The 14,018-nt window shown below is 63.9% G+C and carries 12 protein-coding genes; 6 read left to right on the top strand and 6 right to left on the bottom strand.

The annotated features are described in order from the left end of the window. Nucleotides 1–49 precede the first annotated feature (49 nt). From nikE to nikA, 5 genes are read right to left on the bottom strand one after another with little or no spacing between them, the layout of a single operon-like run. Entirely contained in the window at nt 50–865 is an 816-nt protein-coding gene (gene nikE, locus A0O30_RS20765) for a nickel import ATP-binding protein NikE (protein WP_105947815.1), read from the bottom strand. Then, nucleotides 862–1,632 carry a nickel import ATP-binding protein NikD gene (gene nikD, locus A0O30_RS20760; protein WP_105947814.1) on the bottom strand — a complete coding sequence of 257 codons (771 nt, stop codon included), beginning with the start codon at nt 1,630–1,632 and terminating at the stop codon, nt 862–864. Before nikD ends, nikE begins: the two co-directional genes overlap by 4 nt. After that, on the bottom strand, nt 1,633–2,478 hold the full coding sequence (gene nikC, locus A0O30_RS20755; protein WP_105947813.1) for a nickel ABC transporter permease subunit NikC: 846 nt from the start codon (nt 2,476–2,478) through the stop codon (nt 1,633–1,635). Further along, complete coding sequence (gene nikB, locus A0O30_RS20750) at nt 2,475–3,416, bottom strand: nickel ABC transporter permease subunit NikB (protein ID WP_105947812.1); 942 nt, start codon at nt 3,414–3,416, stop codon at nt 2,475–2,477. Before nikB ends, nikC begins: the two co-directional genes overlap by 4 nt. Before the next feature lies 1 nt (nt 3,417). Further along, nucleotides 3,418–4,992 (bottom strand): nickel ABC transporter substrate-binding protein, encoded by a 1,575-nt coding sequence (gene nikA / locus A0O30_RS20745; RefSeq protein ID WP_105947811.1) that lies wholly within the window; start codon nt 4,990–4,992, stop codon nt 3,418–3,420. Between the two features lie 555 nt (nt 4,993–5,547). Between nikA and A0O30_RS20740 the strand changes: the two genes are divergently transcribed. The 5 genes from A0O30_RS20740 to A0O30_RS20720 all read left to right on the top strand — a co-directional run bounded on the left by A0O30_RS20740 (nt 5,548) and on the right by A0O30_RS20720 (nt 12,388). Beyond that, on the top strand, nt 5,548–6,825 hold the full coding sequence (locus A0O30_RS20740; RefSeq protein ID WP_256589739.1) for an OprD family outer membrane porin: 1,278 nt from the start codon (nt 5,548–5,550) through the stop codon (nt 6,823–6,825). Nucleotides 6,826–6,855: 30 nt separating this feature from the next. Next, on the top strand, nt 6,856–8,187 hold the full coding sequence (locus A0O30_RS20735; protein ID WP_105947809.1) for an amidohydrolase: 1,332 nt from the start codon (nt 6,856–6,858) through the stop codon (nt 8,185–8,187). A gap of 54 nt (nt 8,188–8,241) precedes the next feature. Continuing rightward, nucleotides 8,242–9,669 carry an amidase gene (locus A0O30_RS20730; RefSeq protein WP_105947808.1) on the top strand — a complete coding sequence of 476 codons (1,428 nt, stop codon included), beginning with the start codon at nt 8,242–8,244 and terminating at the stop codon, nt 9,667–9,669. Between the two features lie 4 nt (nt 9,670–9,673). Further along, nucleotides 9,674–10,723, top strand: a complete 1,050-nt coding sequence (locus A0O30_RS20725) for an ornithine cyclodeaminase (RefSeq protein ID WP_105947807.1) — start codon at nt 9,674–9,676, stop codon at nt 10,721–10,723. Between the two features lie 108 nt (nt 10,724–10,831). Beyond that, nucleotides 10,832–12,388: an APC family permease gene (locus tag A0O30_RS20720; protein WP_105947806.1), complete on the top strand. Its 1,557-nt coding sequence runs from the start codon at nt 10,832–10,834 to the stop codon at nt 12,386–12,388. Here A0O30_RS20720 and A0O30_RS20715 read toward each other — a convergent pair. Continuing rightward, a complete protein-coding gene (locus tag A0O30_RS20715) occupies nt 12,385–13,275 on the bottom strand; it encodes a LysR family transcriptional regulator (RefSeq protein ID WP_158261460.1) in 891 nt (296 codons plus the stop codon). The genes A0O30_RS20720 and A0O30_RS20715 overlap by 4 nt on opposite strands. Nucleotides 13,276–13,493: 218 nt before the next feature. Between A0O30_RS20715 and A0O30_RS20710 the strand changes: the two genes are divergently transcribed. Beyond that, nucleotides 13,494–14,018 (top strand): sigma-70 family RNA polymerase sigma factor, encoded by a 525-nt coding sequence (locus tag A0O30_RS20710; protein WP_105947804.1) that lies wholly within the window; start codon nt 13,494–13,496, stop codon nt 14,016–14,018.

The following is a 14,018-nucleotide window of genomic DNA, read 5'->3' as shown; positions in this document are numbered from 1 at the left end:
GCCAGGTCGGCGTTGCTCCGGCTTCAGACATGCCGAAATGCAGCAGTACTCAAGCGAGAGCGTTGCTGACCTGCGCGTCGGCCCTTCGCGGGCGCTCCGGCAGCACGGCGGCTTGCAGCTGTTGCCCCGCAGGATGGTCGAACGACAAACCGCCATCCACCACGCGGTCCTCGACGATGCGCCCGGCATCAAGCACTACAACCCGCTGGCAGAAGTAACGCACCAGGCTGAGGTCATGGGTGATCAGCAGGAAGGCAGTACCCTGTTCCCGACGCAGGGTGTCGAGCCGTTGCAGCAGCTGCAGCTGCAGTACCCGGTCCAGGTTGGATAGCGCTTCATCGAGCACCACCAGTTTGGGCGAGATGGCCAGCGCCCGGGCGATATTGGCCCGCTGTAACTGGCCACCGCTAAGCTGCTGCGGCAGGCGTTCGGCATGCTCGGCGCGCAGGCCCATTTGCGCCAGCAATTCAACTACCCGCGTGTGACGGGCGGTCTCGTTCAGATCGCTCAAGTGACGCAACGGCTCGGCAATGCTCCAGCCGATGCTGCGTTGCGGGTTGAACGCGCCAGGCGCGTCCTGGAACACCAGTTGCACACTGCGTTGGAAGACGCGCGCCTGTTCGCCACGCAACTGGCTGACCGCTTGCCCGGCGAAGGTTACCTGGCCTTGGTTGGGTGTTTCCAGTCCGAGCAGCAGGCGGGCGAGGGTGCTTTTGCCGCTGCCGCTGCTACCCAGCAAGCCAATGGACTCGCCGGGTTGAAGCTGAAGGTCGATGCCGTCGAGGACCTGTAGCCAGCTGCGTTTGTGCAACAGCCCGCCAGTACGGTAGCGGTGGCTCAATTGGTGGACGTGCAGCAGGCTCATGGCTGGCTCCCGCAGAGGATTCGGTGGGCTTCAAGCAGGGTGCGGGCGGTGTGGCTGGCCGGGTTGGCGAACAGTGCATGCGCGGTCTGGCGCTCGACGATGCGGCCAGCCTCCATCACCGCCACCTGATCGGCGCAGCGCGCCACCACGCCCATGTCATGGGTCACCAACAACACACCGAGGCCATGCAACTCTACCAACTCCATCAGCAGGTCGAGAAAACGCGCCTGGCTTACGGCGTCGAGGTCGCTGGTGGGCTCGTCGGCCAGCAGGAACGGGGTTTCGGCCATCAGCGCCAAGGCAATCATCATGCGCTGCAGCATGCCACCGCTGAGCTGGAAGGCGAACGATTGCAGTATGCGGGTGTGGTCTGTCAGACCCACGGCTGCCAGGCAGTGGGCCATGCGTTCATGAGCGGCGGCGCCGCTAGTGCCACGCTGGCGAAGGGTTTCCAGCCCGTGGCTGGCCATGTTACGTACCGGGTTGAAGGCACTGCGCGGGTTTTGTAGCACCAGGCTGGCCAAGCGGCCGCGTACCTCGACGGCGCTCAGCGGTTGGCCGTCGAGCAGCAACTGACCCTGTGTACGCACAAGGCCCGCAGGCAAAAGGTCGAGCATGCCCAGGCAGCTCAGGGACTTGCCCGAACCACTGCTGCCGACCAGGACGCAGACTTCACCGCGCTTCAATTGCAGATCGACGCCCTGCACCAGTGCGCCGGCATTGGCCTCAATGCGCAGGTTACGGACCTCCAGGGTGGAAGCGGTCATCTAGTGGTGCTCCTGGGTCGGGTCGAGGCGGTCGCGCAGTGCATCGCCCAGCAGGTTGAAGGCCATCACCGAGAAGAAGATCATCAACCCCGGCAACAGCAGCAACTGCGGGTGCGTCCAGATGAACTCTTTGGCGTCGTTGATCATCACGCCCCATTCGGCAGTCGGCGGCGTTACGCCCAGGCCAAGGAAGGAAAGGCCAGAGACGTGCAGCATCATGTGGCCAATGTCCATGGTTGCCAGCACCAGCAGGGGGCCGGCGATGTTCGGCAGCACGTGCTGGCGCAGGCGCGTCCAGCGCGAGGCGCCCGCCAGGCGTGCGGCCAGCAGGTATTCGCGCCCACGCTGGGCGATGACCATGCCGCGCACCATGCGTGCGTACCAGGCCCAGTGGGACAGGGCGATGGCGACGATCACGTTGGTCAGGCCGGTGCCCAGCAGAGCGACGAAGAAGAAGGCCAGCACCAGGGTCGGGAAGGTCATGAACATGTCGCACAGGCGCATCAGCAGCAGGTCGGTGCGCCCGCCGACAAAGCCGGCGATGCCGCCTATGGCCAACCCCAAGGCCAGCACCAGTGCCAGGGTCAGCATGACGCTACCCAGCGATAGGCGGGTACCGACGATCAGGCGCGATAGCAGGTCGCGGCCGAGGTGATCGGTGCCCAGCCAATGGCTGGCGTCTGGCGGCAGCAGGCGCTGGCCGAGGTCGACCAGGTCGGGGTCGTGCGGGGCCAGCCACTGGCCGAACAAGGCCAGCACAACCAGCAGGCCGACCAATACCAGACCCAGGAGCAGACCCCTCTGGCCAGCCACTGTTGGCCGGCGAATTGCCGAAAGAACGGTCATGCGCGTGCACCCTCCAGCCGGCTGCGCGGGTCAAGCCACGCGTAGCACACGTCCACCACCAGGTTGCAGACCATCAGCAGGCCAGTCAGCAGCAGGGTGAAGCACTGCATCACCGGGAAATCGCGGTTGAGCACCGCCGACACGGCAAAGCGGCCTACCCCGGGCCAGGCAAAGATGGTTTCGATCACCAGGGCGCCACCAATCAGTTCGCCGATGTGCATGCCGGTAGCCGTGACGAATGGCAGCCAGGCGTTGCGCAGCACATGGTCACGCCACACGTTGCGCTCGGGCAGGCCACGGGCGCGCGCATAGGTGACATGGCGTTGGCCACTGGCCTCCAGCAGGCTGGCGCGCAGCAGGCGGGCATTGATCGACATCGACATCAAGGCAATCGCCAGCACCGGCATCACCAGGTGCCCGGCGGTACCTCGGCCCAGCGGCGGCAGCCAGCCTAGCCACAGCGAGAACAGCGCGATCAGCAGGAAGGCCAGCCAGAAGTTGGGCATCGACACGCCCAGAAAGGTCACCGCCCGCACCGCGTGGTCGGGCCAGCATCCTTGCCAACGCGCCGCCATGAGCCCCAGCGGGATCGACAGCAACAGCGTGCAGGCCAGAGCCAGTCCGCCCAGTTGCAGAGTGGCGGGCAGGTAGTACAGCAAGTCGTCCAGCACCGGGCGGCCGGTCAGGTAGGAAATGCCGAAATCCAGGTGCAGGGCCTTCCACAGCCAGGTCAGGTACTGCGCGTACAAGGGCTGGTCCAGGCCAAGGGCATGGCGCACTTCGGCAATGGCTGCATCGGTGGGTGGGATATGCGACAGGCGCAGGTAATCCAGCGCCGGGTCGGTGCTGCCCAGGTGCAGCAGCACGAACACCAGCAGCGACACGCCGAACATCACCGGCACCAGCAGCACCAGGCGCATGAGGATATAGCGCAGCATGTCAGCGCTCCTGCTTTGGTGTCATGGCTTCGAACGGCACATCGAACAGGGTGCTGCCGAACTGCACGTGGCCCACCGAATCACGGTGCACGCTGATGGCCGTGAGGTACGAGATTGGCAGGTAGACCGCCTGGTCGTGCAGGGTGCCGAGGATGAAGCGGTACTGCCCGGCGCGCTGCTGTTCATCCGTGCTGGCCAGCACCTGACCGATGCGCTGGTCGAGCTCGTCCTTGATCGGCAGGCCGCGTTGGGCCATGTAGTCGGCGTGGCCGGCGTAGCGCATGGAGCTGACAAACGAATGCGGGTCGTAGGGCGCACCCCAGGTGTCGGCGAAGATCATGCCGAAGTCGCCATCGCGCTGGCGGCGTACCAGCGCGCCTTCTTCAACGGCGCGCAGGTCGATGTGGATGCCGACCTTGGCCAGCTCGCCTTGCAGCACTTCGGCCAGGCTTTTTTGCAGGGCGCTGGTGCCAAGGAACACCAGTTCGATGGCTAGCGGCTCGCCGCCTTTGCTGCGCACCTTGGCGCCTGAGGCCAGTACCCAACCGGCCGAATCCAGTTCGCGGGCGGCCTGGGCGGGGTCATAGGCATAGGGTTTCAGGCCCAGGTCAGCGTAGGGCATGTTGGGGGCGAACAGGGTGTCGGCGCGAGGTTCAAGCCCGTAGAGGATCTTGTCGATGATCGCCTGCTTGTCGACGGCCTGGTTGATGGCGCGGCGTACTGCAAGGTCGCGGGTGGCGCCACGGCCGGTGTTCATGGCCAGGGTGCGGGTGGCCAGTGGCGCTGACAGCGCGGTGGCGAAGCCCTGGTCGCGCAGGCGCACGAAGGTGCCGGCGGTGATCTCGCCCGCAGCGCCCTGGATCAGCTCCAGCTCACCGGCCTGCAGGGCCAGGGCACGGCTGTTGGGGTCGGGAATCACCTTCACCATGACTTCGCCGTAAGCCGGTTTCGGCCCCCAGTACAGTGGGTTACGCACGAAACGGTCGAACTCGCCCAGGCGTGACTCGGCGCGCATCCACGGGCCAGTGCCCACGGGTTGGCCAGGTGTGCTGCCGGGCGCGCCGAAGCGCAGAGGGCGTACCTGGGCCAGTTCCATCAGCGTGGGGTAGTAGGGGTGCTTGAGCACCAGGCGCAGGGTGAGCGGGGCAGGGGCTTCGACATGGTCGAGGGTGCTGACCAGTTCCATCCAGCGGTGGCGTTGGCTGTTGGCCAGGACCGCATCGAGGTTCGCCTTGGCTGCAGCAGCATCGAAGGGGGTGCCATCGCTGAAGCGTACCCCGTCGCGCAAGGTGAACGTGTAGGTCTTGCCATCGTCGGACACTTGCCAGGCCGTGGCCAGCCAGGGCTCGACAGTGCCGGCATGGGTGTAGCGCACCAGTGGCTCGTAGACCATGGCCTGGGCGTACATCTGGTTGGGCGAATAGCCACGTGGGTCGAGGGGGCCGGCATTGACCGGCCAGGAATACACCAGCGTGGGGGCCTGCTGCGTTGTGCTGTCGGCCAGGGCGCTAAGGCTTACAGCGAGGATGAGGGCCCCCAGGAGGGCGGGCGTTCGTTTACCAGGCGGCTGCTTCACTGCGTACCCTTACTTTTATGGAGGCGGTAGGCTAAAGAAGGGGCGTGGTAGTGTCTATCTAGGATCACTTTGCTGGACGTTACAAAATGCAACGGATCACCTGCATGCTTTAGTTACAGCGTGACAGGATGAGCAGCCAGGTCGGCATTGCCGTCGTACTGCTTGCTCCCTCTGCACTGGCTCTAGCGGGGTTGGTTGTGTAGATGGGGTGGAAGTTAGCACCGTGGCTGGTTGTCGTTGGCTGCGGTGCTGTGGGCGGGCTACTAGGTGCCGCTGTGTGATTTGACTTACCACATGTTGGTTCCACCTCCGCAATGGCGGTGGCTTCAGTATGCCGAAAAAGCATGCTGATCAAATAACTTCAGTATTAGACGGCATGGTCGCCCGCTCTTACTCTTTTTCCAGCCCTGAACAACAACAGCACAGGGCTGCGCCACCCCATTCACGTTTCGCTCTGCCACAACAATAATTATCAGGCACCGACCCATGCTCAACAAACAGGCTAACGCTCGCTGGCTTGCCGGCACCCTTGCGACTTTTGTTTGCTTATCGCCTTTGACCAGCAAAGCCCAGTCGGGCTTCGTCGAAGACAGTTCGCTGACGCTGAACCTGCGTCACTGGTATTCCCATGAGGTTGGCCACAAGGCCACCTACTTTGCCGCCCCCACCGATCAGGGCATCCGGCCGGTCCGCGACCGTACCGCCTGGGTGCAGGGCGCCAAGCTGGACTTTGTTTCCGGCTTCACCCAGGGCCCGATTGGCCTGGGCCTGGACCTTTCGCTTTACGGGGCTGTGGCGCTGGAGCGCAGCACGCTGGCTGCGGCCGGTGGCAGCAGCCGCCTGCTGGTACAGAAGGACGGCGATGTGGTGGACGACTGGGGCAAGGTCGGCATCGCCGCCGCCAAGTTCAAGGCCGGCGAGACCGTGGTCAAAGTGGGGCGCCAGCAGGTGCGTACGCCGGTGATGGATTACGCCGACACGCGTACCTTGCCTGCGTCGTTCGAAGGTGTATCGCTGGAAAGCCACGATATCGATGCACTCACACTGAAGGCTGGCTACTTCGACCGCGCCACACCACGCACCGGCGCCGGCAGCGAGGACCTGACCCTGACCATGACCGCGCGCCGGGTCGAAGGGGACTGGGTTGCTTATGCCGGCGGTGATTACGCGTTCGGCAAGGCAGCCAAGGCCAGCCTCTATCTGAACCGCTACAACGACATTTGGGACCGCGCGTACCTGGGTTTCAACGCCAGCCACCGCTGGAGCCCGGCGTGGAACAGCGAATTCCAGGCTGACTTTTATGATACCCAATCCACCGGGCGCGAACTGGCCGGCAACATCGACCAGCAGGTGTATGGCCTGAGCCTGACCCAAAGCTACCTGAACCATTCGCTGAAGCTGGGCCTGCAACAGGTGGTCGGCGACGAGTACTTCGACTATGTCGGCGAGTCCAATGCCATCTCGCTGCCCAACACCATGCTCTCGTACTACAACGGGCCTAACGAACGCTCGTTCCAGGTCAAGTACACCACGGACTTCAGCGCCTACGGCGTGCCGGGCCTGAAGACCATCCTCTGGTACATCAAGGGCTGGAACATCGACGGCACCGACTATGACGGCGGACGCAACGCGGCCTACAGCTGGGCGTCCAGCCAGGATGGCGAAAGCCACTACGAAGTCGGCGCGTTCCTCAACTATGTGGTGCAGTCAGGTCGCCTGAAAAACCTCAGCATCCTCACCGGCAACGCCTGGCACCGGGCCAGCCGCAACCAGATCGAGGGCAACCTCGAAGAATTCCGCCTGATCGTCAACCTGCCGGTGAAGCTCTTCTGAGCCGCCGCGCACTTGCCAAGGAGAACCCTCATGAAACCACTGTATGCCACCGTCATGGGCGCATTGCTGGGCGCTGCCAGCCTGCAGGCCAGTGCCACGAAGCCGGATGACGCCTGGGTCAAGGATGCTGCGTTGAAGGTGCAGGATGAAGTCGTGCGCATTCGCCGGCAGATCCACCAGCACCCGGAACTGGGCAACCAGGAATTCGAAACCGCAAAGCGGGTGGCGTCGCAATTGCGCCAGTACGGCATCGAAGTGCGTACCGGTATTGCCCGTACAGGTGTGGTTGGTGTGCTCAAGGGCGGCAAGCCAGGGCCGGTGATGGGCCTGCGCGCCGATATGGATGCGTTGCCGATGCCGGAGCAGACCGGACTGCCGTTCGCCAGCAAGGCGGTGGCCCTGTACCAGGGTAAAGAGTCCCCGGTGATGCACGCCTGTGGCCACGATACCCACACCGCCATGTTGTTGGGTGCAGCGCGGCTGCTGGCCGAGCACCGTGAGCAGGTGGCCGGTACCGTGGTGTTCGTGTTCCAGCCGGCCGAGGAGGGCGGGGCGGATATCGACAACTTCACCCAGGGCGCAGAAATTGGCGCGCGCAAGATGATCGCCGAGGGTGTGCTGAATGACCCGAAAATCGAAGTGATGTTCGGCCTGCACGTAGTGGCAGGTATCCCGGCGGGTGAACTGCGTTACCGCCCCGGTGCGACCATGAACAGCGCCGATGGCTTGCGCATCACCCTTCACGGCACCCAGGCCCATGGTTCCATGCCGTGGAAGAGTAACGACCCCATTGTCGCCAGTGCCCAGGTCATCAACGGCATGCAAACCCTCGTCAGCCGCCGCGCAGACCTTACCCAGGGTATGGCTGCAGTTTCGGTCGGCAGCATCCACGCCGGCACTGCGCCCAACATCATCCCCCAGGATCTGGAAATGCTGGGCACCATTCGCACCAGCAATAACGACATCCGCAAGACCGTGCTGGGCGACCTGCCAGGGTTGGTCGAGCACATTGCCCAGGCCAACGGCGTGAAGCCCAAGGTCGAAATGTCGGAATACGCCCCGGTGCTGATGAACGACCCGGCGCTCACCCAGGGCATGGCCCCCGCACTGCAACGGGCTGCCGATGGCAAGGCTTCGCTGCTCGACTTCACCTACTCGGCCAGCGAGGACTTCGCCCACTACGCCAGCCGTGTACCCAGCCTGTTCGTACTGCTGGGCGCCACCCCTCCTGGCCAGGACATGGCCAAGGCGCCGGTCAACCACAGCCCGTTCTTCACCGTCGACGAAAGCACGTTCAGCACTGGCGTGCGCGCCCATGTGGAGTTCGTGCTCGGTTACCCGGCGTTGGCCCAGGCCCGCTGATGGCTTCAACCCCACAGGCTGCGTGCTGCGCAGCCTCTTTGTAGAGACAGGAATATGGAAATCTGGAAATGGAGTGCAACCCAAACCCGTGAGCGGATCGCGGCGGGCGAGGTCAGTTGCACCGAGGTCATCACCCAGCACATCGCGCGCTGCGAGGCGATCAACCCGGCGATCAATGCGGTGGTGACCCGCAATTATGAACAGAGCCTGGAGCAGGCTAGGCAGATGGACCAGCAGCGGCGCACTGGCGAAACGCTGCCAGCGCTGTTTGGTGTGCCTGTAACGGTGAAAATCAATGTCGACCAGGTCGGCTTCGCCAACTCTGACGGGGTGCCGGCCCAGGCCGAGCACCTCTGCGAACAGGACGCCCCGGTGGTCGCCAACCTGCGCAAGGACGGTGCGATCATCATCGGCCAGACCAACACGCCGGAGTTCAGCACTCGCTGGTTCACTGGCAACCCGTTGCACGGCGCCACCTTCAACCCGTGGGACGCCACGCTGACTCCGGGCGGCTCGTCCGGTGGCGCTGCCGCCGCGGTGGCGTCGGGTATCGGCTGCATCGCGCACGGCAACGACATGGGCGGCTCGCTGCGTTACCCCGCGCACTGCTGCGGCGTGGCGACTTTGCGCCCGTCCATGGGGCGCATCGCCAACGGCTCGCCCGCTTGCGATCAGGGCCGCCCGCCGATCTCCCAGCTGTTCTCGGTACAAGGGCCGATTGCCCGTACCGTGCAAGACGTGCAACTGGCCTTCGCCTCGATGAGCCAGCCAGTCGCCCTTGACCCCGACTGGCGCGCCGGGCGTACCCGGGGCAAGGCCGATGGCCCGCTGCGTGTCGTGTTCTGCATCGACCCGTTCGACAGCGGCGTCAGCCCAACCGTGGAGCGCGCCGTGGCCACCGCCTGCCAGGCCTTGGTTGAAGCCGGGCATCGGGTAGAGCAGGTACGCCCGCCGATGGCCCTGGAGGCAGCGATGTTGTGGGGGCGCCTGGTGGCGGCCGAGTCCACGGCGTTGTTCGTCGAAGGCGTGCAGCGTCACGGTTCGGCGCAGATCAACGAGGTCGTCAACGGTATGAACGCCTATTTCGGCGGCTCGGATGCCGAGCAGCTGTTGCGCGACCTGCGCCTACGCAACCTGATCCGTCGTCAGTGGAGCCTGTGGCTGCAGGAATATGACGCCCTGCTGATGCCGGTTTCTTCCCGTGAGGCCTTCCCCGACAACTATGACCTTGGTTCGCCCGCACAACTGGGCGAACTGCTCGATGCCCAGCGCTTCCTGTACCTGGTGAACCTGCTGGGCTTCCCGGCGGTAGCCGTGCCCACGGGCCTTGAGGCGGGCGTGCCGCAAGGGGTGCAGTTGCTTGGCGCACCGCTGGACGACGAGCGCTGCCTGCACCTGGCCGCCGACATCGAACGCCAGTGCGGGGTCCTCACGCCCCAGCTCTGGAGCCAACAGCAATCCTTTGCAAGCAAGAGCCTTTGACACCATGACCCGATTCATCAGCGTTTCCGACCTCAGCAACCACCTGGCCGAAGAGGGCGTCGAGCCCCTGCTGCGGCGCCTGACCGACTACATCGAAGCGGATTTCCGTCGCTGGCCCGAATTCGACAAGTCGGCGCGGCTGGCCAGCCACAGTGACGTCGGGGTGATCGAGTTGATGCCGGTCTCCGATGCTGGCCGCTACGCGTTCAAGTACGTCAATGGCCACCCCGACAACATCGCGCACAACCTGTCGACCGTAATGGCCTTCGGCGTACTGGCGGACGTGGCAACGGGCTATCCGCTGTTGCTTTCCGAGCTGACGCTGACCACTGCCATTCGTACCGCGGCCACTTCGGCCTTGGCGGCCAGGTACCTGGCACGTGACGACGCCAAGGTCATGGCGCTGATCGGCAACGGCTGCCAGAGCGAGTTCCAGGCCATCGCTTTCCACACCTTGCTGGGTATCGAGCGCATCCAGTGTTTTGACGTCGACCCCTTGGCAACGCAGAAGCTGCTGCGCAACCTGAAGGACTTCCCGGGCCTTGAAGTGGTTGCCTGCAGCTCGGCCCGCGAGGCTGCGCAGGGCGTCGATGTCATCACCACAGTGACCGCCGACAAATGCCTGGCGACCATTCTTACCGCCGACATGCTGGCGCCTGGCGTGCACGTCAATGCCGTGGGTGGTGACTGCCCGGGCAAGACCGAGCTCGACAAAGAGGTGCTTCTGCAGGCTTCGGTGTTCGTCGAGTACGAACCGCAAACCCGCATCGAAGGCGACATTCAGCAGTTGCCGGCCGACTTCCCGGTGACCGAACTGTGGACCCTGATTGCCGAAGGCCGACATGGCCGCACCTGCAAGGACGAGATCACCGTGTTCGATTCGGTTGGCTTTGCCCTGGAGGACTACTCGGCCCTGCGCTTGCTGCACGAGCTGGCAGTGCAGGATGGCCTGGGCGGCCGCATCGAGCTGGTACCGCAACTGGCCGACCCGAAAGACCTGTACGCCTTGACCAAGGACGGCCGGTCCACGCGCAGCCTGCGCAAGGTTGCCTGACCCCTGAAGCGTTCGGTACCCGGCGGCAGGGTTGTTGCCGGGCACTGACGATTGCCTCTTTGCATGCGCCTTGCACCAGCACAACATAATCAAAACAGTGGGTGAACCATGAGCAACACGGCTACCTTCAAGCGCAATCTGGGCCTGCTTGACCTGACCTTGATCGGTGTCGGGTCAATGATCGGCTCCAGCTGGTTGTTCTCCTCTTTGCTGGCGGTGAAGATCGCCGGCCCTGCAGCCTGGATTTCCTGGCTGATCGCGGCTTTTGCCAGCTTCTTCATCGCCATGACCCTGGCCGAACTGGGCAGCGCGCTGCCCAAGACCGGGGGGCTGATCCGCTACCCGGCCATGACCCACGGCCCGCTGATCGGCTTTGTCGTCAGTTTTGCCGCTTTCATCATGTATTCCTGCGTGGCCGGCCTGGAGGCGGTGGCGGTACGTACCTATGCCAGCGCCTGGTTGCCCGCGCTGGGTGGTGCCGAGCCAACCCTGCTCGGCTGGCTGTTCCAGGCCGCGCTGATCGTGGTGTTCTTCGTGATCAACTACTTCGGCGTCAAGTCGTTCGGCAAAGCCAACACATGGGTGACCGCCATCAAGTTGGGCGTGCCGGCGGTGGTCATCATCACCTTGGCGTTGCACTTTCAGCCCGCCAATTTTACCGCTCACGCCTTTGCGCCGAACGGCGTCAGCGGCATCACAGCGGCCGTTTCCACAGCTGGGCTGATCTTTGCCTTCGGCGGTTTTCAGAACATCGTGATGTTCAGTGCCGAGGTGAAGAACCCGTCGCGCACCATTACCTTGGCGATCTTCTTCTCGTTGCTGATCACTACCCTGTTCTACGTGCTGCTGCAGGTGACTTTCATCGGTGCGATCCCTGCCGAGCAACTGGCGCAAGGCTGGAGCGGCCTGCAGATGAACACGCCATTTGCCGATCTGGCCGGCATGCTGGGGCTGGCCTGGCTGGTAAAGGTGGTGATGGCGGATGCGCTGATTTCCCCGGCCGGCACCGGTAACGTGTACCTGGCGGCCACTGCACGGCAGATTTACGCCTGGGCGCGTAATGGTACCTTCTTCAAGCGATTCACCGTGCTCGATCCGCACACCGGTGTGCCACGGCTGGCTTTGTGCCTGTCGTTGTTCATGGCGCTGTTCTGGACCTTGCCATTCCCTTCGTGGGAAGCGCTGGTGCAGGTGAACTCGGCCGCTGGCGTCATGCTCTTCACCTTGCTGCCGATCTCCGTCATGGCCTTGCGCCTGAATGCGCCCGAGTTGCCACGGCCTTACCGCATCCGTGGCATTGGCCTGGTGGCGCCTATTGCCTTCGTGTGTGCCACGTTCATTTTCTACTGGGTCGGCTGGAAGACCTTGTCATGGATGCTGGGTGCATTCCTGCTGCTGATGCTGGCGTATTGCGTGGCGGTGCGTGGCAGGCTGGTGGCCGGGGTGACGCTTGCCCAACAGCTGCGTGCCAGTGCCTGGATCGTGGTGTATTTCCTGGGCCTGATGGTGGTCAGCTACGCCGGTAACTTTGGCGGCGTGGGGGTGATTCCGGCACCCTGGGACCAGGCACTGATCCTGCTACTGGCGCTGTTTTGCTTCTATTGGGGCGTCGTGTCGGGCCTGGCCCATGAACAACGGCAGGTCGTGCCCGTAACCGCAGCCTAGTGGATATTGCGCAGGAAACCGGAAAGCCTCACCGCAATGGCTTCCAGCGCCTGCGGGCAATAGTGATCGGCACTCCAGGCCGCGTGCAGGTCAATGCCCAGGTAAGGCTGATCGGCACTGGGTGAGGGGTCGATGATCCGCAGGCTGTGTGCGCCGAAGCGTGGCAAGTCGGTGACCACGCCGATGCCACGGCCGCTGGCGCACAAGGCTTGCAACGTGGTGGCATGGCCGCACTCGGTGATGCCACGGTAGGTCAGCCCGTTGCGGGCAACCGCCAGGTCCAGCTGCATGCGGCTGATGTTCTGGCTACTCAACAGCAGCAATGGGTGTTCCAGCAATTGCGCCAGCTCAACTTCATCACGGCCCTCCAGGGCCCAGGGGTGTTGCGGGCTGACGTAGGCCCGCAGCGGTGCGCGCCCCAGGTACAGGCTGCACAGGGCACTGTCCACCGCGCTGGGCGTGACCAGCATGTCCATGCCTTGATGGAAGCGCTCCAGCAGTTCGGCGTGTGGAGCGTCCACGGTCAGAATCATCGGGTCGTGCTGACCCAGCGTGGTGATGAACGGTGCGATGAGTTCGCTGATGCTGGCCAGCGTGGCCGCGATGCGCAACTGGCGGATCTGGCCACTGGCCAGGCTCTGCGCAGCCACGCTGATGCTGCGGGCCTTGTCCAGCAGTTGGCGTGCCAGTGGCACCAAGGCGTGGCCGGCAGCGGTCAGGGCCAGGCGGTTGCGGTTGTGTTCGAACAGTTGCAGGTCCAGTTCCTGTTCCAGTGTCTGGATCTGCCGGCTTAAAGCCGGCTGCGCCAAGTGCAGCTTCTGTGAAGCGGCGGTGACGGTGCCTTGGTCTACTACTGCCAGAAAGCATTCGATGCGACGGATGTTCACGGTTGTCCTTCGGTGCGGCTCAACGGGCCGCAGAGGTGGCACGGGCGGTTCATGGGCACAGCGTCCGCCATGATAACGGTGTGTGCTTGAAGTGCCATAGGCGTTCATCCTGCGTTTTGCACCTGACAGTCAGCTCTGGTCCGCAGGGCTTGTGATCGGTTGCGGTAATGCCAATCTAACGGCATCATTTGCTAATAGTTCCCATTAGCAAGTTAGCCATGCCTTACGCGCCTCTCGATAATCAGCCCCTCGCGCTACGCAACCGCATCCTGCAGCAGATGTTCGGCGACCACCATGACTGGCTGCTGCAGCGCCTGCGCGCACGCCTGGGCTGCCGCCATGACGCAGCCGACATGGCGTCGGAGACGTTTGCACAGGTGGTGAAAATGCCAGACCCGCAGGGCATCCACGAACCGCGTGCCTTGCTCACCACGATTGCCAAGCGACTGGTGTTCGCCAGTTGGCGGCGGCGCGACCTGGAGCGTGCCTACCTTGAAGCGCTCAGCCAGCAGGCGCCGGGTTATGAGCCCTCAGCCGAAGAGCAGGTACAGGCACTGGAAACCCTGAGCGCCCTCGACAGCATGCTCGCGGGCCTGTCACCGTTAGGGCGCAGTGCGTTTCTGTACAGCCAGCTGGAGAGCCTCACCTACGCCGAAATCGGTGCGCGGCTGGGTATCTCGGCGCCTCGCGTGCATCAGTACGTGGCCAAGGGCTTGGCCTTGTGCTACCTGGCCTTGGAATAA

Source organism: Pseudomonas sp. LLC-1, from assembly GCF_002992185.1.
Lineage (GTDB): Bacteria > Pseudomonadota > Gammaproteobacteria > Pseudomonadales > Pseudomonadaceae > Aquipseudomonas > Aquipseudomonas monteilii.
The sequence above is the reverse complement of the archived record's forward strand: the minus strand, read 5'-3'. Positions and strand labels throughout refer to the sequence as shown.

What these genes read in the sequence shown, in the direction of transcription:
- nikE (WP_105947815.1), bottom strand. Translation starts at nt 865, where the DNA reads ATGAGCCTGCTGCACGTCCACCAATTGAGCCACCGCTACCGTACTGGC.
- nikD (WP_105947814.1), bottom strand. Translation starts at nt 1,632, where the DNA reads ATGACCGCTTCCACCCTGGAGGTCCGTAACCTGCGCATTGAGGCCAAT.
- nikC (WP_105947813.1), bottom strand. Translation starts at nt 2,478, where the DNA reads ATGACCGTTCTTTCGGCAATTCGCCGGCCAACAGTGGCTGGCCAGAGG.
- nikB (WP_105947812.1), bottom strand. Translation starts at nt 3,416, where the DNA reads ATGCTGCGCTATATCCTCATGCGCCTGGTGCTGCTGGTGCCGGTGATG.
- A0O30_RS20735 (WP_105947809.1), top strand. Translation starts at nt 6,856, where the DNA reads ATGAAACCACTGTATGCCACCGTCATGGGCGCATTGCTGGGCGCTGCC.
- A0O30_RS20730 (WP_105947808.1), top strand. Translation starts at nt 8,242, where the DNA reads ATGGAAATCTGGAAATGGAGTGCAACCCAAACCCGTGAGCGGATCGCG.
- A0O30_RS20725 (WP_105947807.1), top strand. Translation starts at nt 9,674, where the DNA reads ATGACCCGATTCATCAGCGTTTCCGACCTCAGCAACCACCTGGCCGAA.
- A0O30_RS20720 (WP_105947806.1), top strand. Translation starts at nt 10,832, where the DNA reads ATGAGCAACACGGCTACCTTCAAGCGCAATCTGGGCCTGCTTGACCTG.
- A0O30_RS20710 (WP_105947804.1), top strand. Translation starts at nt 13,494, where the DNA reads ATGCCTTACGCGCCTCTCGATAATCAGCCCCTCGCGCTACGCAACCGC.